General features: G+C 49.6%; 22 protein-coding genes. 8 read left to right on the top strand and 14 right to left on the bottom strand.

Annotation, left to right across the window (positions count from 1 at the left end; all coding sequences use genetic code 11):
• The first annotated feature begins 95 nt into the window (after positions 1–95).
• Positions 96–1,640: a 2,3-bisphosphoglycerate-independent phosphoglycerate mutase gene (locus HZA49_07880; GenBank protein ID MBI5779360.1), complete on the top strand. Its 1,545-nt coding sequence runs from the start codon at positions 96–98 to the stop codon at positions 1,638–1,640.
• Here the strand turns inward: HZA49_07880 and HZA49_07875 are convergent.
• The 14 genes from HZA49_07875 to HZA49_07810 all read right to left on the bottom strand — a co-directional run bounded on the left by HZA49_07875 (position 1,624) and on the right by HZA49_07810 (position 15,094).
• Positions 1,624–2,241 carry a hypothetical protein gene (locus HZA49_07875; protein MBI5779359.1) on the bottom strand — a complete coding sequence of 206 codons (618 nt, stop codon included), beginning with the start codon at positions 2,239–2,241 and terminating at the stop codon, positions 1,624–1,626. The two genes, HZA49_07880 and HZA49_07875, sit on opposite strands and share 17 nt — an antisense overlap.
• A gap of 3 nt (positions 2,242–2,244) precedes the next feature.
• Positions 2,245–3,552: a hypothetical protein gene (locus HZA49_07870; protein MBI5779358.1), complete on the bottom strand. Its 1,308-nt coding sequence runs from the start codon at positions 3,550–3,552 to the stop codon at positions 2,245–2,247.
• Positions 3,553–3,566: 14 nt separating this feature from the next.
• Positions 3,567–4,313, bottom strand: coding sequence for a hypothetical protein (locus HZA49_07865; GenBank protein MBI5779357.1), 747 nt, complete (start codon positions 4,311–4,313; stop codon positions 3,567–3,569).
• Positions 4,313–5,965: a sigma-70 family RNA polymerase sigma factor gene (locus HZA49_07860; protein MBI5779356.1), complete on the bottom strand. Its 1,653-nt coding sequence runs from the start codon at positions 5,963–5,965 to the stop codon at positions 4,313–4,315. The genes HZA49_07865 and HZA49_07860 overlap by 1 nt, the downstream gene beginning before the upstream one ends.
• Positions 5,965–7,755 carry a DNA primase gene (locus tag HZA49_07855; protein ID MBI5779355.1) on the bottom strand — a complete coding sequence of 597 codons (1,791 nt, stop codon included), beginning with the start codon at positions 7,753–7,755 and terminating at the stop codon, positions 5,965–5,967. The genes HZA49_07860 and HZA49_07855 overlap by 1 nt, the downstream gene beginning before the upstream one ends.
• A gap of 287 nt (positions 7,756–8,042) precedes the next feature.
• Positions 8,043–9,017 (bottom strand): hypothetical protein, encoded by a 975-nt coding sequence (locus tag HZA49_07850; GenBank protein MBI5779354.1) that lies wholly within the window; start codon positions 9,015–9,017, stop codon positions 8,043–8,045.
• A 601-nt stretch (positions 9,018–9,618) separates the two neighbouring features.
• Positions 9,619–10,851: a tetratricopeptide repeat protein gene (locus tag HZA49_07845; GenBank protein MBI5779353.1), complete on the bottom strand. Its 1,233-nt coding sequence runs from the start codon at positions 10,849–10,851 to the stop codon at positions 9,619–9,621.
• Between the two features lie 272 nt (positions 10,852–11,123).
• Positions 11,124–11,525: a response regulator gene (locus HZA49_07840; GenBank protein ID MBI5779352.1), complete on the bottom strand. Its 402-nt coding sequence runs from the start codon at positions 11,523–11,525 to the stop codon at positions 11,124–11,126.
• Positions 11,526–11,642: 117 nt separating this feature from the next.
• Positions 11,643–12,362 (bottom strand): L,D-transpeptidase family protein, encoded by a 720-nt coding sequence (locus tag HZA49_07835; protein MBI5779351.1) that lies wholly within the window; start codon positions 12,360–12,362, stop codon positions 11,643–11,645.
• Between the two features lie 62 nt (positions 12,363–12,424).
• Positions 12,425–12,640, bottom strand: coding sequence for a type II toxin-antitoxin system HicA family toxin (locus HZA49_07830; protein MBI5779350.1), 216 nt, complete (start codon positions 12,638–12,640; stop codon positions 12,425–12,427).
• A complete protein-coding gene (locus HZA49_07825) occupies positions 12,633–12,863 on the bottom strand; it encodes a type II toxin-antitoxin system HicB family antitoxin (GenBank protein MBI5779349.1) in 231 nt (76 codons plus the stop codon). The genes HZA49_07830 and HZA49_07825 overlap by 8 nt, the downstream gene beginning before the upstream one ends.
• Before the next feature lie 98 nt (positions 12,864–12,961).
• Positions 12,962–13,291 carry a DMT family protein gene (locus tag HZA49_07820; protein ID MBI5779348.1) on the bottom strand — a complete coding sequence of 110 codons (330 nt, stop codon included), beginning with the start codon at positions 13,289–13,291 and terminating at the stop codon, positions 12,962–12,964.
• 22 nt (positions 13,292–13,313) lie between these two features.
• A complete protein-coding gene (locus HZA49_07815; GenBank protein MBI5779347.1) occupies positions 13,314–14,285 on the bottom strand; it encodes an electron transfer flavoprotein subunit alpha/FixB family protein in 972 nt (323 codons plus the stop codon).
• A gap of 20 nt (positions 14,286–14,305) precedes the next feature.
• Positions 14,306–15,094 carry an electron transfer flavoprotein subunit beta/FixA family protein gene (locus HZA49_07810; GenBank protein MBI5779346.1) on the bottom strand — a complete coding sequence of 263 codons (789 nt, stop codon included), beginning with the start codon at positions 15,092–15,094 and terminating at the stop codon, positions 14,306–14,308.
• Between the two features lie 128 nt (positions 15,095–15,222).
• Between HZA49_07810 and HZA49_07805 the strand changes: the two genes are divergently transcribed.
• Genes HZA49_07805 through HZA49_07775 form a run of 7 tightly spaced genes read left to right on the top strand, consistent with a single transcriptional unit; the run spans position 15,223 to position 21,193 of the window.
• On the top strand, positions 15,223–15,774 hold the full coding sequence (locus tag HZA49_07805; GenBank protein MBI5779345.1) for a 4Fe-4S dicluster domain-containing protein: 552 nt from the start codon (positions 15,223–15,225) through the stop codon (positions 15,772–15,774).
• Positions 15,771–16,628 (top strand): CoB--CoM heterodisulfide reductase iron-sulfur subunit B family protein, encoded by an 858-nt coding sequence (locus tag HZA49_07800; GenBank protein MBI5779344.1) that lies wholly within the window; start codon positions 15,771–15,773, stop codon positions 16,626–16,628. The genes HZA49_07805 and HZA49_07800 overlap by 4 nt, the downstream gene beginning before the upstream one ends.
• A 9-nt stretch (positions 16,629–16,637) precedes the next feature.
• Positions 16,638–18,611 carry a CoB--CoM heterodisulfide reductase iron-sulfur subunit A family protein gene (locus tag HZA49_07795; protein ID MBI5779343.1) on the top strand — a complete coding sequence of 658 codons (1,974 nt, stop codon included), beginning with the start codon at positions 16,638–16,640 and terminating at the stop codon, positions 18,609–18,611.
• Positions 18,608–19,420 (top strand): WYL domain-containing protein, encoded by an 813-nt coding sequence (locus tag HZA49_07790; GenBank protein MBI5779342.1) that lies wholly within the window; start codon positions 18,608–18,610, stop codon positions 19,418–19,420. Before HZA49_07795 ends, HZA49_07790 begins: the two co-directional genes overlap by 4 nt.
• Positions 19,421–19,462: 42 nt before the next feature.
• Positions 19,463–19,879, top strand: a complete 417-nt coding sequence (locus HZA49_07785) for a hydrogenase iron-sulfur subunit (GenBank protein MBI5779341.1) — start codon at positions 19,463–19,465, stop codon at positions 19,877–19,879.
• 4 nt (positions 19,880–19,883) lie between these two features.
• Complete coding sequence (locus HZA49_07780) at positions 19,884–20,681, top strand: 4Fe-4S dicluster domain-containing protein (GenBank protein ID MBI5779340.1); 798 nt, start codon at positions 19,884–19,886, stop codon at positions 20,679–20,681.
• Positions 20,678–21,193, top strand: coding sequence for a hypothetical protein (locus HZA49_07775; protein MBI5779339.1), 516 nt, complete (start codon positions 20,678–20,680; stop codon positions 21,191–21,193). The genes HZA49_07780 and HZA49_07775 overlap by 4 nt, the downstream gene beginning before the upstream one ends.

Raw genomic sequence — 21,193 nt, 5'->3', positions numbered from 1 at the left:
GCAAGCCCTCATTTTCACCGGTTGAATGTATATATTATCGGCTTTTTCGGGGTGAAACTTGACCCCTTTTGAGACGTATGATACAATCAAAATATATGAACATCCCTGTGCTCGCATTAATAATAATGGACGGCTGGGGCGTCAACAAACATAAAGAAGGCAATGCCATAAAGCTATCTCGCACCCCGAACCTAAGCCGCCTGGAAAATGAATATCCGTATACCGAACTCCTCAGCTCTGGCAATGCGGTCGGACTGCCTGATGGATTGATGGGCAATTCCGAGGTCGGACATCTTAATATCGGCGCCGGACGCGTGGTCTGGCAGGAAATCACCCGTATTGACAACGCCATCAAAGACGGCTCATTCTTCACCAACTCCGAATTAACAAATGCAATGACGCATTGCCGTAAAAATAAGGGCGGTCTTCATTTCATCGGCCTGGTCTCGGACGGAGGCGTACATAGTTCAGACCGCCACTACTCTACCCTGCTGGAAATGGCAAAGAAAAGCGGATTTCCTAAGGATAACCTCTTCTTCCACGCGGTGATGGACGGCCGCGATACCCCCCCCACCAGCGGTATTCATCATCTAGAAAAACTTCAGGACAAGATGAATTCACTCAGCATCGGACAGGTCTCTACCATCTGCGGCCGCTATTTCCTGATGGACCGTGACAAACGTTGGGACCGGGTGGCCAAGGCATATAATGCCCTAACCATCGGCGAAGGCGTCAAGGAAACATCGGCAATAGACGCCGTCAAAAACGCCTATAACAGAGGAGAAACCGACGAATTCATTAAACCCATTATTATCACCCGAAATAACAATCCGGTCGGCTTAATCAAGAACAACGACTCCGTAATCTTCTTCAACTTCCGTGCTGACCGGGCTCGGGAGATTACCAACGCCCTCACTAAACCGGATTTCCAAGAATTCCCGCGTAAGGCATTTCCCAAGGTCTTGTTTACCACACTGACCCAGTATGACGAGAAACTCACCCTGCCCGTAGCATTCAAACCCATAACAATGAAGAATATCCTGGGCGAGATACTTTCCAGGAATAATATCGGGCAACTGCGTATTGCCGAGACCGAAAAATATGCCCACGTCACCTATTTCTTCAACGGCGGTGAAGAAAAGCCATTCCCGCTTGAGGACCGAAAACTTATCCCATCGCCAAGAGTGGCCACCTATGATATGCAACCGGAGATGAGCGCGCCGGAGGTCACTCGTGAGGTTTTAGAGGACATCGCAAAAAGCGGACATTCCGTAATTATCATGAATTACGCCAATTGCGATATGGTCGGGCATACCGGCGTTTTAGAATCGGCCATCAAGGCCGTTGAGACCGTGGATGAAGGGGTAGGTCGAATTACCGAGGCAATCCTGAAGCAAAACGGCGTGGTGCTCATCACTTCAGACCACGGCAATGCCGAAGAAATGATTGACCACCACAACAGCAACCAACCACACACCTATCACACTACTAACATCGTACCATTTATTCTGGTAGGCGAACAATTTAAGGACAGAAAGCTTAGGAGCGGAGGAAGACTATGTGACATCTCCCCGACCATACTTGAGATTATTAATATCCAAAAACCATCTGAAATGGACGGAATCAGCTTACTGTCTTAACAAAATCTCTGAACACTATTTGCGACCAGGTTTCCAATAGCTCTAATTGTTTTTCAATTTCCCTGATAGTTTCGAATTTACCAATCATCAAGTCCTTTTCCAGCACGCTAACACCATCGGTATCGCCAACCAAAACCTGATGAACTAATCCCAGATGCACCTGCCCTACTGAATTGCTATCGTCATTTAAATAACCAACCAATTTATAATGGTATGAAGTCTTAACCTGTAATTCTTCGTGCAATTCCCGCTCCAGGCCACTTTTGATGATTTCGGGCACGGATGAAACTTCATTGCCTTGCGCATCAAGGACCGGATTAATATGCCCGCCGATGCCGATGGAATATTTATTATGCAGGCGTTTCTCGGTCTGGCCGGCCAGGCGCTGGACCAGGAATATCTCTCCTTCACGCCCGGTAATCACCAGATACGGTATAATCTGTTTCAATGCCGGATTATTCTCGGCATCAGGCCGGTTGATGAAATAGGCGGATTTATGGATATTCTGAAGCAATACCTCGATATTATCCTTATGAAACCCATAGGGAATCTCTTTGCCATCCAGTAATTTATTACGTTCAACAACTAAAACATGTTCCATAGACTAACTATTCTGTTCCGGCTTCGCCCTGTCTGCTACCTCTTCCCTGGTCAGCGTACCGGTCACATATAAACTCGGATTACTCAAGAGGTCAACCGTCCTTAATAGAGACAGTTTCCCCTCTGACACATAAAGCACATTTACCACCGGCCTTAGCGGAAAATTATCGTTATGCCTGGCCACCTCGGCAATCTCCTGGGTATTAAGCAGGACGAACGTTCCGACCGGATAAATACCAACCTGTTTAATCAGTATTTTTAGCGCCTTCCGGGCAAAATCCGTATCGGCTGTTTCGATCAACTCACGCAAGGCGGCTTGGGCGGTCCGGGTCACGCGATTCGGACGATAATGGGTCAGACTCTCAAAATTATCAGCCACCATCATTATCTGAGCGTATTCGTGAACCACGCCACTCTCGCTGCCGCCGTGGTAACTTTCGTGATACTGGCGGCAAACCTCCAATATCACCGCGGGCAATAACGGTATCTGTCTTAGGATCTGCAACCCCGACTTGATATAATTCCTGATAACTTCATTGCCGACAACCGAGCGCCTCTGCTCATTATCTTCAACCACATTAAGCAATTCCTTCATCGCCACATCATGCACAAAGGCAGTCAGCCCCAATTCCTCCAGCTGATTTTGATTGTAGCCCAGCCCCGAGCCGATGGAAATCGAAAAGAGCACTAAATTAACCTGGTGCGATATGAAATAATCCGGCTTTGGCTCGCGATAGGCAAACCCCACCAAGGCAGCGCCGTTATTATCCATAAAGGAAACTATTTCCTTGACAAGTTGAATCAACTCCCTGATATCAATCCGGGCCGGCAGATTGCTGTTAAGGAGGTGAACCACATTCTGGTTTGCGCTGTATAATCTATCGTAAAATGCCGAGGCGGCCTGCTCAATCTTATCATCCTGTTTGGCCACCTCTGCAATATTAAGTTTCGCCTCTTCCCGGGGTGCGGTTTTATTTTCGGACGCGCCAATGTTACGAAACGATATCTCTTCCCTGGGCGCACCAATGGCATCGCCCTTGGGCTTAATACTGCCAGCGGAATATTTAACCGTTTCACGGGGTTCACCACCGAGTTGGGGCCGAAGCCCAACTGGCGCCGGCTTTTCATCGGCATCGTTAATCTTTACTAATCTGGCTTGGGGAACCTCAGGTGTTTTTAATTGGCCCTGCAGGATATCCCTGCGGGGATCTTTCGTATCGGCAACCGGGACGGGCTTTTTGGCTTTGCTGTCTTTCTTCGGCTCTTCTTCCGGGTCCTTCCATAATTTAGAAATATCAGAAAACTTTACCATTTTTACCTGCTTATCTATTTGTCGCTTGGGGCGCTAACCGGATCAATATAAAGAATCCTCAGACAGGATTTACAACAAATTATCTCCTTCTTCTTCATAAGTTCGTTAACCTGCTGCGGCGGCACATCCATATGGCATCCCTGACAGGTGTAATTACCCTTATAAGGTTCAACTACGCAGGCTAGAGCGGTCCGGTCGGCCTTGTTACTGATAATCTTTTCGTATTTGTTCAACACCTCGGAATCAACCGCACCTACATTCTTCTGCCTCTCCTGGCAGACGGCTTCTATCTCGGTCTTAATGCGACCAATCTCCTCACCCACCTGAGCCGACATTGCATCCAACTGATTAGTCTCCTCTTTTATCCTGGCTTCAACATCCCGGGCTTCCTTTTGGACGATCTCATTCTGGTTGAAAAGATTAAGAATCACGTCCTCAATCACATCATTGTCCGCCTTGGCCGACTTGATTTCGTTGGTCAGGGCCGAATATTCCTTATTGGTTTTGACCGTATTCAACTGAACGTTCAGCTTATTCACCTTATCCTCGTTAGTCTTGAGTTCCAAATCCTTCTTGTCTATCTCTATCTTCACCTGTTTTGCCTTTTGTTTGACTTCCTCAAGCCGTTTTTGTAATTCCTTAATACTCTCCTTTTTGCAATCCAAGCCGGACGACTTGTCGACGCATAACTTATTGAGCGACCCTATCCTGATATCTATCGCCTGCAGCTCCTTCAATTTTTCAATAATCTGGTTATTCATCACACTTTCTTCACTCCCTCCATAAAGCTCTCAAGTTTTCTGATTCTGGTCGGATGTTGTAATTTTCTCAGCGCTTTTTCCTCTATTTGCCTGACCCTTTCTCTGGTTACCTTAAATATCTTGCCCACCTCTTCCAGGGTGCAGGAATAACCGGCCCCGATGCCGAAACGAAGCTTCACGATTTCCCTTTCCCGGAAAGGCAGGGACTTGAGAATCGCATCCAGTTTCTCCTTGAGCATCTCGTGGGTGGCCAGCTTAACCGGCGACTGAACCGATGTATCCTCAATAAAATCGCTGAATTCGGTATCCTCTCCGGTCTTAACCGGCCGGTCGATAGAAACCGGCTGCTTGATAATCCGGTAAATCCGCTTGGCTTCATCCAGCGGCACGTCAGAAAGCTGGGCGATTTCCTCAATCGAGGGTTTGCGGCCCTTATTCTGCATGATTTCCTTGGCCGCGGATTTCAACCGGCGCATCGTCTCCACCATATGGACCGGAATCCTGATGGTGCGCGACTGGTCGGCAATCGACCTGGTTATCGCCTGCCGAATCCACCAGGTAGCATAGGTGGAAAACCTATAGCCCCGGGTATAATCGTATTTCTCCACGGCCCGCATCAGACCGGTGTTGCCTTCCTGGACCAGATCCAGGAAGCTCATCCCGCGGTTACGGTACTGCTTGGCAATGCTCACCACCAGCCGAAGATTGCTGGCCGACAATTTCCTCTTGTATTTCTCGTATTCGTTATAGCGGCGCTCCAGCTCCTTGACCCGGTTCCGTAGGGAATTAAGGTCTTCCATCAGGAGCAGTTTCCAATCCGCAAACTTGTTTTCCAGTTCCTTTAACTTCAGGCGGTTGGCTGCGGTCTTCTTCAATATCAGCCGATCCTTATCTGCCAGGGTCCACTGTTTGCACAGTTCCTTCAGGCGGACGGAAATCGGTTTGATGCGCCGGACCTGGATATTGAGCGATTCCAGGATACCCACCCACTTTCTCTGGCGGGCGGCGATCTTGCGGTTTACTTTTTCCCTGGTCTTGGCCGGCATGCGGTTGCCGGCGACAAATGAATACTCTTCCTTACTCTTATTGAGCAGGCGTTTGAGCTGCATGATAATCCGGGGCAGGCGGACAAAGGTCTTGCGCTTGGAAAGGTCTATTTCGCTGTCGCCGCGCAGGGTCCGGTCCAGGGCGATATTGCCGTTGCGCACGTCTTCCAGGAGATTGATGGCCTCTAAAACCGCCACCGGCGACTCCTCCACCTTCTCGCGGAAGCGATGGCGCGCCTGCTCAATCTTCTTGGCCAGATGCAGTTCCTCGACCCGTGACAGCAGCGGGATTTCGCCCATCTGCTTGAGATACATCCGGACCGGGTCGTCGGTCTTCTCCACCTCTTCAGCCGGTTTTAACTCCACCTCTTCTTCGGCTTCTTCCTTTTCGGTCTCGGCATCCTCGCGCGGCACCTCGTCTGCGGCTGAGGTCTCTTCATCCACCAGCTCAATACCGGCGTCTGACAGGCGGACTAATAACTTGTCCAGCTCCTCAGGCGAAACCATATCCGGCGGGATTATCTTATTGAGTTCATCGTAGGTGAGCTTACCCTTGCGTTTCCCCTGTAAAATCAGGAGATTTAAGGCATTCTTTATACTTTTCATTATTGTCTTGAGTTTACTGCTCCTTGAAGTTTAGAAAGAATCAGGTTTATGGCTGCCTGGTCCCCTTTTAACTGTGCCTCCTTAAGCTGCAGTTTCAAGGCCGGGTTTTCCTTGGTCCGTTTGCGCCGCTTCTCAATAAAGGACAGCCATTCCCTGAGATATTTATCGTAATCGGAGATATTCTTCTGTGACGCCTCTTCGGTAATGCGGCTGGTCATGCCGGACAACTCGAGGTTATCGGCAATAAAGTTCAGCAAACTCTCTGCTGTCACCTTGCCGTCGGTGTCATAGTTTTCGAATATCTTCTCGGCTATCTTTCTGCTTGAGTCGGTCGGGTAATCTTCCAGCCCGACGGATTCCCTGATTATCGGTATAAACTCGTTCTTGGTTAACATTATTTCAATGATTTGCTCTCCGGCCCGGACATCCTGTTGTTGCACCGGTAACGGCGGCAGCGCCACTGACACTGTCTTCTGCTCACCACTGGGTCGGTTGGCCTTTAACTTCAGCCGGCCCCGCAGAACGTCCTCTCCGATACCCACGGCCTCGCCCAGTTGCTTCATATAAAGATTGCGTTTCACCGGATTGGGCACGGCGCCGATGGTATCCAGTATCTCATCCACCGCCTTGCTCTTTTCCTCGATGTTATTCAGGTTATACTTGCGAGTCGCCACCTCCAGCCGGTAGGCAAAGAGTTCCACGGCCTCGTCAATGCACTTCTGGAAGACCTGTTTGCCGTCCTTACGTATCAGGCAGTCATACGGGTCCAGCCCCTCGGGCAGGCGGGCCACGAATAAATCCATCTCTTCAGCCAGGAATAAATCCAGCGAACGGGCCGAGGCCATCTTGCCGGCCGCGTCCGCGTCATAAACCACGACGACTTTATTGACATAGCGCCGGATGGATTTGATATGGTCGGTGGTCATGGCCGTGCCCAGCGTAGCCACGACATATTCAAACCCGTGCTGGTAGGCCATAATCACGTCCGTATAACCCTCCATAATGCAGAGTTGACCGGCCTTTTCACAGGCGTCCTTGGCGAAATTAAGCCCGTAGAGCGACTTGCCCTTGTTAAACAGAAGATTCTCCGGCGAATTAAGATAGACCGGCTCGGCATCGTCCAGCGCCCGGCCGCCGAATCCGACCACGCCGTCGCGCGGATTAAATATCGGGAACATCAGCCGGTTGCGGAAACGGTCGTAGTATCCGTTGTTCTCCTTGCGCGGTAAAATCAGCCCGAGCTCCTCAAGATGCTTGAGCGGGATATTCTTTTCCCGGGCATAGCCGACCAGATTACTCCAACCAGGCAAGGCAACGCCCAGCAGGAACTTGGCAATCATCGCCTGGTTAAATCCCCGCTTGGCCAGATAGGCCCGGGCCGGCTCGGCCGCTTTGGACTTCAACAAACACTCGTGGTAATAATTGGTCACCAGCCGGTTGGCCTTCAGAAAGTCGGCCCGCTTTTCCCTTGAGGCATCGTCCTTGGGCTGGGTATTGGCCAATCTGATACCGGCCCGTTCAGCCAGTATCTTCACGGCCTGGGGGAACGCCACCTTTTCGTAGGCCATGACAAAACCATAGACATTGCCGCCCTTGTGGCAGCCGAAGCAGTGGAATATTTGTTTGGCCTGATTAACGGAGAAAGAAGCCGTCTTTTCCTCGTGGAACGGGCAGAGGGCCCGGTAATTAGCGCCGGCCTTCTTGAGTGGGATGTAGCTAGAGATTAACTCTACAATGTCAGTCGCCTGCTGGATTTCAACTATTTGAGAATGCGGTATTAATCGGTCCATTCGACCTTTACTCGCTGCTAGACCCTTGGTCGTTACAGCGAGTTATCCCGATGTATATCGGGGTTACCTCCACCCCGAAAGCATTCGGGGCAAGGGTTATCCCGACGCCTATCGGGATTTTTTCAAATTATCAGGTTATTACTCGCGGTTGATTCCATACTGCGAGTTATAGTTGGCCCGCCCAAGGCGAGCCACACTAAACAGCTACAAATTAAGGGTAGGGAAATATACCACTAATATGGACAATAGCAAGAAAAATCTGATATTTTCGTGAGATATTGAGGCGCCTATTTAGCCGTCACCTGGATATCCAGATGCATATCAAAATATGCCTTTTCAGTCCTCCAGCCGATATAATCCTGCGGATTGACCGGAGCAACCCGGTGCGTTTCTATACACCTCTTTCTGAGGTCATCAGCCGTTTGCCGGCCCTGAAAAAAGGCATAGGCGTTGTAATGAATCTGCCTGATAGCCGGCGAATCAGCCGGTATAACCGATTCGGGATGCAGGACGAAATCAAGATGCGAGGCGCCACTACTGCCAAACGGCACGAATTTCTTGCTGATGAATTTATTAACCAGCCCGTTAATCTTATCATTTTCTTCCGTTATCACCGCGGAGTCGTAGTGTGCTTCCACGATAAAAGAACCGGAGCGCATTAGTTGGTTATGGAGTTTTTCCTTAAGCCGGGGCGTATTTTTAGGGGTGGCAATAAGAACCGGCCCGCCCAGCACAACCTCATCCTGTTTCCTCAACAGACCCGGCGCCTTTGGACTGTTACTGAGCCAGGATTCAGCCAGCGCAAAAGGGCCCCGGCCTTTACCGTCCAGAGGGCCGGTAAAACGCCATCCGCCAAAGGTCATATCCAGGCAGTATCTGACCTCGCCGATATCAAGGGCATCCTTAACCCTCTTAGCCGGCACTCCTTTGACCGTGCTATAGGCGCGTTTAATCCTTTCAATGTATTTCCTGGCCGTAATATCACGGCGCAATTCATACTTCATCTTACTGATAATATCATCAACGTGCAATCCGCTCCGGTTTACAAATTCAGGGTTTATCATCTCCTCGGTAACCCTAATAACCGGCCTGGCCACCTTTTTACGGAACGTCTTTTCGTCCGGCACTGCCCTCTGCCATCTCCTTTTGAAATTCTTGATACTGGCATAATATTTCTCAGCCCAGTCAATCGCTTTTTCAAACGGATAGACATTAAAGGCCGGAATAAATGCTTTTAGGTGTGTTATAATATTGACATCCATAACCTGATATTTAATAGAGAGTTATATCACCAAAACACAGGGGGGTGGGGTAGCCCGCCCCCTATCATACAGTCCCACCCCCGGTATCGTATAATCCCACCCCTGGTATCATACAATCCCATACCCCGTATCACACAATCCCATACCCGGTATCGCACAATCCCATACCCCGTATCACACAATCCCATACCCGGTATCGCACAGTCCCATACCCGGTATCGCACAATCCCATATCCGGTATCGCATAGTCCCATACCCCGTATCGCACAGTCCCATACCAGGTATCGCACAATCCCATACCCCGTATCGCACAGTCCCATACCAGGTATCACACAGTCCCATACCAGGTATCACACAGTCCCATACCAGGTATCACACCGTCCCATACCCGGTATCGCACAATCCCATACCCGGTAAAGCATAATCCCACACCCTGTATCACATAATCCGACAAATCTGCACAAATCTGGAGACACCACTCACTTCATAATTAGGTATGCGGTCCCACGAATTGAGGCTAACCATTCAGGGGCATCAGTGAACCGTTCATTACCCCTGTCTGCCAGTAGACAGACGTTCCACGAATTACCACTGATTATAGTTATTCCAAACCTGCTTCTATTCTCGGAAAACATCCCATTATTTGCGCGACCTTTGCACGCTCTTGCTCGTTCTTACTGGTCTTGAGAACCTCTTCAAAAAACGGTAAAGCCAGGGATTTTAGCGAATAAAAGGTTTCGCTATATTCCAAAAAAGAAGAGCTCCTCATTGTTTGCCTGCTATTAGCAGTCGGGCAAGAGTCTAACATCGGCTGCAGAATAAGTTTATTTTGAATAAAACCCGCGCAAAACACAGCACAACGATTTTCAGGTTCGAGTAGTTTCTTGCTGATAAACCCTACCGCCTTATCATCCAAGCTGCCCAAGGCTTCAGCCGCCTTGACAACTTTCCAAGATAAATCCTTTCGGTAATACAGCATGTTCAAATATCTATCCCTTTTATTCACCGTTTCTACTATTAATTTAAAAAGGCCCTCCACATCACCTTTATCCTTTAATGCCACTATTTCCAGATATTCCAAAATAACCTTTGTGGCGCTAGTTTTACTCTTCTGGGCCTCGGCTTCGGCTAAAGCCTTAATCTCGTCAACCTTACCGCGCGCAATATAAATATCGGTTAAAGCTAACGGTATATCGCGGACCATATTAAAACTTGATTTGCGAGTCGCCTTCCAATACAAGTCCACGGCTTTATCGGTTTCGCCCAATTTTTCATAACAACGGCCTGTGAATTCTGCATCTTCCAAATAGATTTCTATGTCACAAGTCCCACATCCCGTTCCAAACGGATACTTTTGAGCTTCAACAATGGCCTCCAATGCCTCCTTATACTGCTTGTTGTTAAAGTAAAGATAAGCAATCTCTTTTTGCGCTTGAGAGCGGTAATCTTTTAAGCGCATACTAGCGGGGGATGAATCTCTAGTGCTCGTCAGGGCCCCGACGGCCCTTATTAGTTTTCTGTATTCTTCGACAGCTTCTTCAGTTCTTCCGAGCTTGCCCAAGGTCTTGGCCACATTGAGCTGGGCCTCCCCGTAAACATCTTGACCCAGGCCATAGGACACAATCTCCCGAAATAGTTTCAGGGCGCCCTCATAATCCCGGTAACATCTGGCTGTGCCATCAGGGTCATTTTTGATGACCGGCTTGCAAAGCTGCTTGCCCTGGGCCAATTTGCCGCGTAAATCTTCCTTGGTGTCTGTTTTAGCCTGCTGAGACGAAGTAATGAGGCCGATTAGGAATATTATGGTCAGAATAGGAATAATTACTTTTTTCATAATCTTTCCTCCATATATATGAATGTTTGATCCACCCTAAAAACTGCATCAAACCACGGAGTTTTCCCGTATGGACACATTTCCTTCTCGGCTATTTTCCTGTTTTACCGGGCAACATTGCCCTAAAATTACAGTTAAGAAAAACCTAAAGCATTAAGGTTAATCAATCTTGAGATGCTGGAAATATACGAAACTATTCCTTAAAAGTCAAGCCCTTTTATGGAATGCCTTACCACTTCCTAAATATGACAAAGACTGCGACGATAACCGGCTTACCGGTCCGGAAATCCCCGGCTAAGCATGGTGCAGGCGAGTTTGAATGCCACCCGGTCCCTCAAGTCGCTCAATTGAACCGGCTTGGTGAAATAGTCAGCCACATTTAACCTGGTCATATCATCTATCACGGGCTGGGTAAGAAAACCGGAAACCACGATTATCGGCAGGCCGGCATTTATCAACTGCGCCTGCCGGATGACCTCAAGGCCATCCATCCCGGGCATCCGGATATCCAGAATCATCAGATTAACCGGATTGTCATTCAGATGCTTCAGGGCTTCTACACCGCCAATGAAATGGACGGGCGCGTAGTTTAGTTCGGCCAGAAATTTTACCATCATCTCGCCGAATGACTGGTCATCATCGACCACCAATATTTTCGCTCTTTTGCCGCTCATATGATATCGAATGTTACCATACCAGCCTAATCGATTATATCAAGAAAATTACACCGGAAAAGCGTTTACCACTTCTTGAATATGATGAAAATTAACGACGCGGGATAATCAGCGTGCTTATCGCTTGAAATACAACAATTCCTTTTTAATATTGTCACATAGTTCAGGAAACCATAATATACTTAAAGACAGCTGAGGCATAGATTGCGGAATTCGTAAGTCATACGGAGCAATAATCACCTTAATATTAGGATAACCAACCCGGTAAGAAAGCACGAACAATTCTTCTATCGCCTCGTCTCCCATTGCCAAACATCCGATTGAGTTTGTCTTGCCGTGCATAAATATATTCCCGCCTAGATTTTGACGACCATCCTGTGCTGCCTTTTGGATATCATAGTCATTGGGATAATTTATCTTTATTGAAAGGTAATAACTGCTGTTTGGATTAAGACCAACAACGCCATAAATTCCCTCGGGCACCTGCCAATCCCCTTCCTGTAATTTGGGACCAATCTTGCCGCTGGCGCCGAGGATGGGATATGATTTGATATAAATCCATTTGCCGTCTTGTTCTGACCACAGCTCTAATTGCTTTTCCGTCTTAAATGCAAGAAACGATATTTTACGAGGCGGATAATTAGCACCTGACTTGTCAAAATACGCCTGCAATCTCGAATCAACAGACGTGCCAATTCTTTGTATGACATCCTCAACCTTAAGCTTACCTTTTATCTTAACAACAACCGGACCCCATATAGACCTGCCATACCTGTAGAATATCAACAGCCCTATAACTGCGATAAGGAATGCCAAAAAAATAATTAATCGCTTCATGGAATAATTACCACTTCTTGAAGATGACAAAGACCGCGGCGATAATCATCAGGAACCATACACTATCTCAACTCGTCACGGCTAATCCCGGCCTGTTTAAGAATTGATAATAACGTCCCAACCGGAATATCCCTGTGATGGAATGGCACCACCGCCCTCTTTTTGGTTTCGGGCTGGTAGTAAACCTGATGACTGCCGGATGAATGGTCAAGGATGAAACCACGTTGGGTCAGAACTTTAATGACCTTTTGCGGGGTCAGGGCCGGAAGTTTAGACATACTGGATATTCAGGGTTCCCTCTAACACATCAGAATCGTCTATGATTGGTTCGCTATGTTTTCTTAAACTATGCAGATATGCTTTTATGGCATCAAGCGCCATCTTCTTTGCCTCGGCCACATTCTTGCCATAAGTAATACAGCCGGCCAGCGCAGGAACCATTACGGTATAGCCACCCTCCGGCTCCGGCCTTAACAAAATTCGGTATGATAGTTTTCGCATCTTATTAAACCTCCTTTATATCGATATTTATTACCATTCCCATTAAACAATGTCAATGATAATTCCACATTTAGTCAGGATGCGCCCAAAAGAATATCCTACCACTTCCGAAATATGACAAAGACCGCGGCAATAATCATCAGGAACCCGACCAGGTAGTTCCATCTGAATTCCTCTTTGAGATAGAGGATAGAGAATACGCAGAAGGCCGCCAGGGTAATCACCTCCTGGATGGTCTTTAACTGGGCGGCGGTGAATTGTCCGTGCCCAAAGCGGTTGGCCGGCACCATGAAACAATACTCCACAAAGGCAATCAGCCAGCTTACGCAAATGGCTATCCAGAGCGGAGAGGTCTTATACTTAAGATGCCCGTACCAGGCAAAGGTCATAAAGACGTTGGAGATAGTCAGGAGAATAACTGTTTGCATACCGAATACTATCGGCAGGAAATCAGTTCTTCTTTAACTCGGTGCACAGGGCCGGAACCACCTCAAACAAATCCCCGACCACGCCGTAATTAGCCACCTTGAATATCGGCGCTTCCGGGTCTTTGTTGATAGCCACAATGCACTTTGAGGATGACATCCCGGCCAGGTGCTGTATGGCGCCGGAAATCCCGCAGGCCACATAGAGGGTCGGACACACGGTTTTGCCGGTCTGGCCGACCTGGTCTGTATGCGGTCTCCAGCCGGAATCCACAGCCGCGCGCGATGCGCCTACGGCCGCATTGAGCACCCCGGCTAATTCTTCTATTACCTTGAAATTCTCAGGCGCCTTCATACCCCGGCCGCCGGAAACAATGATATCCGCCTCGGTCAGTTCCATCTTCTTCTGACCGCTCTGCACCACTTCCTTGAGTTTGACCCGCTTATCATCGGCCGTTAAAGAAACCGCCAATTTCTCCACGGACGGCGTCTGGCTGGCCGTTGCGCCCAACGGGAATACCTTGGGCCTGAGTGTCACCAGTACCGGTGTCTTCAGCGCCTTGACCGTGATAATGGACTTGCCGGCATAGATGGGCCGCCGGGCGACAAATGCGCCATTGTCATAATTGAGTGAAATACAATCCTGAATCACCGATATCTTAAGTTCTGCGCCGACACTTGCGGCCAGGTCCTTGCCATTAGGCGTGGCAGAGAATAAAACAGCCATGGGATTTACCGAATTGACCACAGCCAATGTCGCCCGGGTATAAGAGGCGGTCAGATATTCCTTGAAATCAGCGCCTTCCACTGCTACGACCTTATTAGCGCCGTATGAACCAGCATCCTTGATAAACGCATCTGCCTTCTCGGCGATAACCAGAGCAACAACCTCGGTCTTGATAACATCTGCCTGACGCCTGGCCTCTGAAACCGCTTCCAATGATGTCTTCTTTATCTGACCATTGGCCTGCTCTACAAAAACTAATATCGGTTGCATCTTCAACTCCTTGCTATACACTAAATGATTTTTGCTTCTTCTTTGAGTAACTTAACCAACTCCGGAACCGCCTCAACACCCTTTCCGACCACCCGGCCGGCCGGCCGGGAAGGCGGGTATTCCATCTTGATTGTTTCAATGGTGGCACTGTCAAATGTGGCGGTCTTTTCCTCCAGCGGTTTCTTCTTGGCGCCCATAATACCCTTGAGTGACGGATAACGCGGCTCATTCAGTCCCTTTTGGGCCGTCAGCACGGCCGGCAGAGTCACCTCTAAAACCTCGTAGCCGCCGCTAATCTCGCGCTGGACCAAAGCATTTGTACCTGAGATTTCCAGCTTGGTAATCAAGCTGACGAACGGAATATTCAATAACCGGGCCAGCATGGCGCCGACCTGGGAATTATCATCATCCACGGCCTGCTTGCCGCAGAGAATCAGGTTATAAGGCATGGTCTTAATCACTGAAGCCAACGCTGAGGCAACGGCAAACGGGTCTCTCTTATATGCGTCTGCATCCTTGATATGCACGGCCTTATCAGCCCCCATAGCCAGACAGGTGCGCAGGGTTGTGGCCGCATCCGGAGTGCCCACGGTAATTGCCGTGACATCGCTCCCGACATTCGCCGGGACTCCGCTTTGCTCCGCGGCAATCAGTTTTTCCTTTACCCGGAGCGACTCTTCCAAAGCAATCTCGTCAAACGGACTGAGAATATATTCCACGCCGCTGGTCTCTAATGATTTACCGTCTGAGCCGACCCGGACATTGGTTTCGGTGGATGGGACCCGCTTTATGCAAGTGATGATATTCACTAAGCACCTCACATTCTAAATCTCTTACGAGAAGTGTATACTTATATCACTCTTCAGCAAATGGCGTCAACTTATTTTAGCTCTTTTATTTGACCGTTTTAGGAATCGCTGGTAACATAACGCGTTAAATGAAGACGTTGCGACTTAAAAATAATCTCCAGCAGTTTGTTGATGAGATTGACAAGATATCAGGTATCAACCTGCGGGACTGCTACCAGTGCGGTAAATGCTCGGCCGGTTGCCCGATGGTCATGCAGATGGACTACCCGCCCAGTAAACTCATCCGCCATATCCAATTAGGCGAACGGGAACAGGTCTTGACCTCGTCAACCATCTGGGTCTGCGTCAGTTGCCTGACCTGTTCTACCCGCTGTCCTAAAGATGTCGAGATTGCCGGTCTGATGGATGTCTGCCGGGAATTATCCATCAAGGAAGGCCTGGCCACCAGGGAACAGCGCAAGATTCAGCAGTTCCATAAGTCATTCCTGGAGACCATCCGCTCCAACGGTCGGTTATATGAGGTGATGTTGATAGCCAAATATAAATTGCGCGCATTGGCCCTATTCCAGGACGTTGCCAAGACCCCCAAGATGCTATTAACCGGCAAACTCAAACTGTTGCCGCATAAGATAGAGAATGTCGAAGCGATAAATAAGATATTCGAGGAATGCGATAAATGAAATTAGGTTATTATCCCGGTTGCGCGCTGGAAGGCAGTTCCAAGGACTATTCGATGTCCTTAGAACGTGTATTCAAGGAAATCGGCGTGGAGTTGGAGCCGATTCAGGACTGGAACTGCTGCGGCGCCTCGGCGGCCCATTCTACCAACCATAAACTGGCCCTGGCCCTGCCCGCCCGAAACCTGGCCCTTGCTAAGGAGCAGGAACTAACCGAACTATTTGCACCGTGTCCGTTCTGTTCCAAAACGCTTATCAATACAAACCAGGATATACTGGATAACAAATATAAGGTGGAAAACGGAAACTATGACGGTAAAATTAAGGTCATCAACAGCGTGGACATCTTCACCCGGCTGATGGATAAGATTCAACCCAAGGTAAATCAGGAGCGGCTCAAAGACCTCAAGGTCGCCTGCTATTACGGATGCCTGCTGGTCCGCCCGCCCAAGCTCCTCAAATACGACGACCCGGAACAGCCGACCTCTATGGATGAGGTGGTTAAGAAATTAGGCGCTCAAACCGTGGATTGGGAATTCAAGATAGAATGCTGCGGCGGCGGATTCACGGTCTGCAACGAGGATGCGGTGCTGGAATTAAGCAATAAGATTCTGGAAGACGCCCAGGAGAACGGAGCCCAGGCCATCATCGTGGCCTGCCAGATGTGCCAGATTAACCTGGATATGAGGCAAACAGCGATCGAGAAGAAATACAACGTCAGTTATAATATGCCCATTATATATCTGCCCCAGTTAATCGGATTGGCCATGGGCATTGAACCCAAGGAACTGGGATTGAACATGCACTTTGTGCCGACGGAAGGTGTCACCGTACAGGCGCAGAATAATCCTGTATAAGAAATAACTATGTCAAGAATCGGCGTATTTGTTTGTCACTGCGGCGAGAACATTGCCCGGACCGTAGATGTAGAAAAGGTTCGCGATGCGTCTATGCTGGTAAAAGGCGTGGTTGATGCACAGGACTACAAGTACATGTGCTCCTCGGTCGGGCAAAATATGATAAAGGACGCCATCAAGTCAAAGAAACTGACCGGCGTGGTAGTGGCCTGTTGCTCGCCCAAGATGCACGAACCGACCTTCCGGAACGCCTCGGCCGAGGCCGGACTGAATCCCTATCTCTGTGAGATTGCCAATATCCGGGAACAATGCTCCTGGGTGCATGAGGACAAGGCCATAGCCACCCCCAAGGCCATAGAACTGACCGGATTAATGATTGAAAAGGTCAAGCAAAATTCACCGCTGGGCGATATCAAGGTGCCTATTACCAAAAAAGCCCTGGTCATCGGCGGCGGCGTGGCCGGAATCCAGGCCGCACTGGATATTGCCGAAGGCGGGCATCAGGTTATTTTAGTGGAACAAACCCCCTCTATCGGCGGCAAGATGGCCGGATTATCAGAGACCTTCCCGACCCTGGATTGCTCACAGTGCATCCTGACGCCCAAAATGGTTGATTGCGCCCGGCATAAGAATATCAAGTTATATACCTATAGCGAAATAGAATCCATCAAAGGTTATCTGGGCAACTTTGAGGTGACCATTCGCAAGAAGGCCCGGTTCGTCAAAGAGAGCGTCTGCACCGGCTGCGGCCTGTGCTACCAGAAATGCCCGCAGAAGAAGATTCCTTCAGAGTTTGACCAGGGCACCGGATTCCGGACCGCCATTTACGTGCCCTTCCCTCAGGCCGTGCCCAACATCCCGGTCATAGATAAGAACACCTGCCTGAAACTATTAAAGGACCGCTGCGGGCTGTGCGAAAAGGTCTGCCCGCCCGGGGCTATTGATTACACCCAGCAGGATGAAATCATCACCGAGAAGATTGGCTCTATCGTCGTGGCCGTCGGCTATGAAATGCTGCCTAATAATTTCTATGGCGAATACGGCCATGGCAAATACAAGGACGTAATTAATGGCTTGCAATTCGAGCGGATTATCAGCGCCTCAGGCCCAACCAAAGGCGAAATCAAACGGCCCTCGGACGGCAAGGTGCCGGAGAGCGTGGTCTTTATCCAGTGCGTCGGCTCGCGCGACCCGGCCAAAGGCATCTCATTCTGCTCCAAGATTTGCTGCATGTATACGGCCAAGCAGACCATGCTCTACAAACACAAGGTCCACCACGGCAAGGCCTATGTATTTTATATCGATATCCGGGCCGGCGGCAAGGGCTACGAGGAATTTGTCATGCGGGCCATTGAGGAAGACGGAGCGGTTTACTTACGCGGCCGGGTCAGCCGCATCTACCGCAAGAAAGACAAGCTCATTGTCCGCGGAATGGACACCCTGAGCGGGAACAAAGTGGAAATAGAAACCGATTTGGTGGTTCTGGCCTCGGCCATGATGCCCAATAAGAACATAGAAACGCTTTATCAGAAATTAGGCGCCTCATACGACAAATATCACTGGTTGACCGAGGCGCATCCGAAACTGCGGCCGGTCGAGACGACCAATGCCGGTATTTTCCTGGCCGGGGCCTGCCAGGCGCCCAAGGATATACCGGACGCGGTTTCACAGGCGTCCGGCGCGGCCAGCAAGGTCCTGGCATTATTCTCCAAAGACACCCTCAACAAGGAAGGCACGGTGGCCCGGATTAATGAGACGCTCTGCACCGGCTGCCAGATGTGCATCAACGCCTGTCCGTATAAGGCCATGGAACTAAAGGATATCAAGAATAAACAGGGGCAGTTAATCCGGCAGGTCGCCAAGGTAAATGAAGGACTCTGCCAGGGTTGCGGAGTCTGCGTCGCCACCTGCCCTTCCAAGTGTCCGGATTTAGCTGGCATAACCGAAGAACAGGTTTACGCTGAAATATTATCGCTATCATGACAAATACTTTAATTGCGTTCGACTTCGAGACCACGGGCCTGTATCCGATAAAGGACAAGATAGTAGAAATCGGAGCGGTCCGGTTCAATCCCGAGGATAACCGCGAGATTGACACATTCAAGACCTTTGTCAATCCCGGGATGCCGATTCCCCAGGTGGTTATCAATATTCACGGCATTACCGACGAGATGGTCAAGAACGCGCCCCATGAAAAGGATGCCCTGCTGTCGTTTCTGGACTATATCGGCGATGCGCCGCTGATGGCCCATAATGTGGCCTTTGACGTGGGATTCTTTATGGCGGCCGTTTCTATGTATAAGATTAAACCGCCGGTTAATATGCTTCTTGACTCCTGCGAACTGTCCCGGATATGTTTTAAGAATGTGGAGAATCACAAGTTATCCACGCTGGGCAAGTGCCTGAATATCGAACAGAACGGCTACCACCGGGCCCTGGCCGATGCCATGGTGGTGATGAAGCTCTATAAGATGTGCCTAACCCGGCTGGACAATAAGATGACCGTCCAGGATATCGCTAACCGGACCACCAGCGGCCTGAAATTCTCGGACTATATCTTTGATAAGATAGAACTTCCGGATGATAAAATCGGACTAAAACAGGCCATAGACAAAGGCCGATCCGTTGAGATTAAATACCGCAATAACAAGGGCGACGAGACCCAGCGGGAGATAACGCCGTTTAATATCTATTCCTTTTCCGGTAAGACCTATGTCTCGGCCTATTGCCATAACTGTTCCGAGGACCGGCAGTTTCGCTTAGACCGTATTTTTGAGGTGAGTATAAAATAAACTTGCAGTGAGCCCTTACAAGGTAAACTTAGCGAATCTATTATGCCAAGTAATTTTGAACCCAAGATAATCGCCTTTCTGTGCAACTGGTGCAGTTATGCCGGCGCGGACCTGGCCGGCACCAGCCGCCTGAAGTATGCGCCCAATATCCGGGTTATCAAGGTGCCCTGTACAGGACGGCTGGACCCGCTCTTCCTGATGAAGGCGTTTGAGGTCGGCGCGGACGGCATCCTGGTCTCAGGCTGCCACCCGAATGACTGCCATTACCGGAGCGGTAATTTCCTGGCCCGGAGGCGCTGGATGGTATTCAAGGATATGCTGGAATATGCCGGAATCGAACCAGGCCGAATCCATTTCTCCTGGGTCTCGGCCGCCGAAGGTGCCAGATTCGTTGAGGTGGTTAATAAAGTGACCGATGCCGTAAAGGCATTGGGGCCGTTCGGCAAACTGGGCAAATAATATTATGATAGACAAACTCAAGTCACGGGTGAAGGAATTGCTGGAAGCCAAGACCATCGGTGTCTTTATCGGCTATGAAAAAGGCGATAACCCGGCACTGGCCCGGCCGGTGATGATTACCGCTCCTGACGAAGCCAGCCGCCTGATATACGACGATACCTGTGTGGCGATGCTCAGCAAATATCTGCTCAAGCCGGAGGTCAAGGCATTGGACCGGCGCGGCGTCATTGCCTCCTACTCAAACCTGCGGGCCATTACCGGACTGATTCAGGAACACCAACTCACCAGAAACGATGTCTATATCATCTCTACTTCAACCAATGATAAGATAACGAATCTTTATGACGAAGTAATCGAGATGTCAATCAAGGACTATAAATCAGACGACTTGGATAAGAAAATAACCGAAATGATGAAACTATCCCCGGCCGAACGCCGGGCCTTCTGGAACAAGGAATTCTCCAAGTGCATCAAGTGCTACGCCTGCCGGCAGATCTGCCCGCTGTGTTATTGCAACCGCTGTATTGCCGACAAGAACCAGCCCCAGTGGATACCCACCTCGCCTAATCCGGCCGGCGACTTTATGTGGAACCTGACCCGGGCTTACCATCTGGCCGGACGCTGTGTCGATTGCGGAGAATGCGAGCGGTCCTGCCCGGTCGGCATCCCCTTGATGCTTATGAATAAGATGATTTATAATAACGTTAAATCCAATTTCGGATACGAGGCCGGCTTTGATGCGACCGTGCCGCCGCCGTTGGCCACCTATAATCCGGAAGACAAGGAAAACTTTATCATATGAACCATGCTCTAACCACCGGTTTTAGTTTCGGCTCTACCTCAGGCGTAATTACCACCCTGGGTCTGATGGTCGGACTGCATTCCGGCACCCATTCCAAATGGGCGGTCTTAGGCGGCATCATCACCATTGCCATTGCCGACGCTTTTTCGGACGCCCTGGGCATCCATATCTCCGAGGAAGCGGAGAACAAACATACCACCGCGGAAATCTGGATGGCCACGGTCTCCACCTTTGTCGCCAAGTTTGTCGTGGCGCTGACATTTACCATCCCGGTCCTGTTATGGGAGTTCTCCAGCACGATACATATTCCGGTGGTCGCGGCCGAATTCCCCATCGCCATTGTCGTAGCCATTGCCTGGGGGCTGTTCCTGATATTGACCGTCAGCATCAGGATGGCCCACAAACAAGGCAACAAAATCAGCCAGGTGGTATTCGAACATCTGGTCATAGTAATCGCCGTGATAATCATAACCCATTATGTCGGCCATTGGGTGGCCGGATTTAGCGAATAA

The organism is Planctomycetota bacterium, from assembly GCA_016235865.1.
GTDB lineage: Bacteria > Planctomycetota > MHYJ01 > JACQXL01 > JACQXL01 > JACRIK01.
Note: the sequence above shows the minus strand (reverse complement) of the source record. Positions and strands in the feature narration are given on the sequence as shown.

What these genes read in the sequence shown, in the direction of transcription:
- HZA49_07880 (MBI5779360.1), top strand. Translation starts at nt 96, where the DNA reads ATGAACATCCCTGTGCTCGCATTAATAATAATGGACGGCTGGGGCGTC.
- HZA49_07875 (MBI5779359.1), bottom strand. Translation starts at nt 2,241, where the DNA reads ATGGAACATGTTTTAGTTGTTGAACGTAATAAATTACTGGATGGCAAA.
- HZA49_07870 (MBI5779358.1), bottom strand. Translation starts at nt 3,552, where the DNA reads ATGGTAAAGTTTTCTGATATTTCTAAATTATGGAAGGACCCGGAAGAA.
- HZA49_07865 (MBI5779357.1), bottom strand. Translation starts at nt 4,313, where the DNA reads ATGAATAACCAGATTATTGAAAAATTGAAGGAGCTGCAGGCGATAGAT.
- HZA49_07860 (MBI5779356.1), bottom strand. Translation starts at nt 5,965, where the DNA reads ATGAAAAGTATAAAGAATGCCTTAAATCTCCTGATTTTACAGGGGAAA.
- HZA49_07855 (MBI5779355.1), bottom strand. Translation starts at nt 7,755, where the DNA reads ATGGACCGATTAATACCGCATTCTCAAATAGTTGAAATCCAGCAGGCG.
- HZA49_07850 (MBI5779354.1), bottom strand. Translation starts at nt 9,017, where the DNA reads ATGGATGTCAATATTATAACACACCTAAAAGCATTTATTCCGGCCTTT.
- HZA49_07845 (MBI5779353.1), bottom strand. Translation starts at nt 10,851, where the DNA reads ATGAAAAAAGTAATTATTCCTATTCTGACCATAATATTCCTAATCGGC.
- HZA49_07840 (MBI5779352.1), bottom strand. Translation starts at nt 11,525, where the DNA reads ATGAGCGGCAAAAGAGCGAAAATATTGGTGGTCGATGATGACCAGTCA.
- HZA49_07835 (MBI5779351.1), bottom strand. Translation starts at nt 12,362, where the DNA reads ATGAAGCGATTAATTATTTTTTTGGCATTCCTTATCGCAGTTATAGGG.
- HZA49_07830 (MBI5779350.1), bottom strand. Translation starts at nt 12,640, where the DNA reads ATGTCTAAACTTCCGGCCCTGACCCCGCAAAAGGTCATTAAAGTTCTG.
- HZA49_07825 (MBI5779349.1), bottom strand. Translation starts at nt 12,863, where the DNA reads ATGCGAAAACTATCATACCGAATTTTGTTAAGGCCGGAGCCGGAGGGT.
- HZA49_07820 (MBI5779348.1), bottom strand. Translation starts at nt 13,291, where the DNA reads ATGCAAACAGTTATTCTCCTGACTATCTCCAACGTCTTTATGACCTTT.
- HZA49_07815 (MBI5779347.1), bottom strand. Translation starts at nt 14,285, where the DNA reads ATGCAACCGATATTAGTTTTTGTAGAGCAGGCCAATGGTCAGATAAAG.
- HZA49_07805 (MBI5779345.1), top strand. Translation starts at nt 15,223, where the DNA reads ATGAAGACGTTGCGACTTAAAAATAATCTCCAGCAGTTTGTTGATGAG.
- HZA49_07800 (MBI5779344.1), top strand. Translation starts at nt 15,771, where the DNA reads ATGAAATTAGGTTATTATCCCGGTTGCGCGCTGGAAGGCAGTTCCAAG.
- HZA49_07795 (MBI5779343.1), top strand. Translation starts at nt 16,638, where the DNA reads ATGTCAAGAATCGGCGTATTTGTTTGTCACTGCGGCGAGAACATTGCC.
- HZA49_07790 (MBI5779342.1), top strand. Translation starts at nt 18,608, where the DNA reads ATGACAAATACTTTAATTGCGTTCGACTTCGAGACCACGGGCCTGTAT.
- HZA49_07785 (MBI5779341.1), top strand. Translation starts at nt 19,463, where the DNA reads ATGCCAAGTAATTTTGAACCCAAGATAATCGCCTTTCTGTGCAACTGG.
- HZA49_07780 (MBI5779340.1), top strand. Translation starts at nt 19,884, where the DNA reads ATGATAGACAAACTCAAGTCACGGGTGAAGGAATTGCTGGAAGCCAAG.
- HZA49_07775 (MBI5779339.1), top strand. Translation starts at nt 20,678, where the DNA reads ATGAACCATGCTCTAACCACCGGTTTTAGTTTCGGCTCTACCTCAGGC.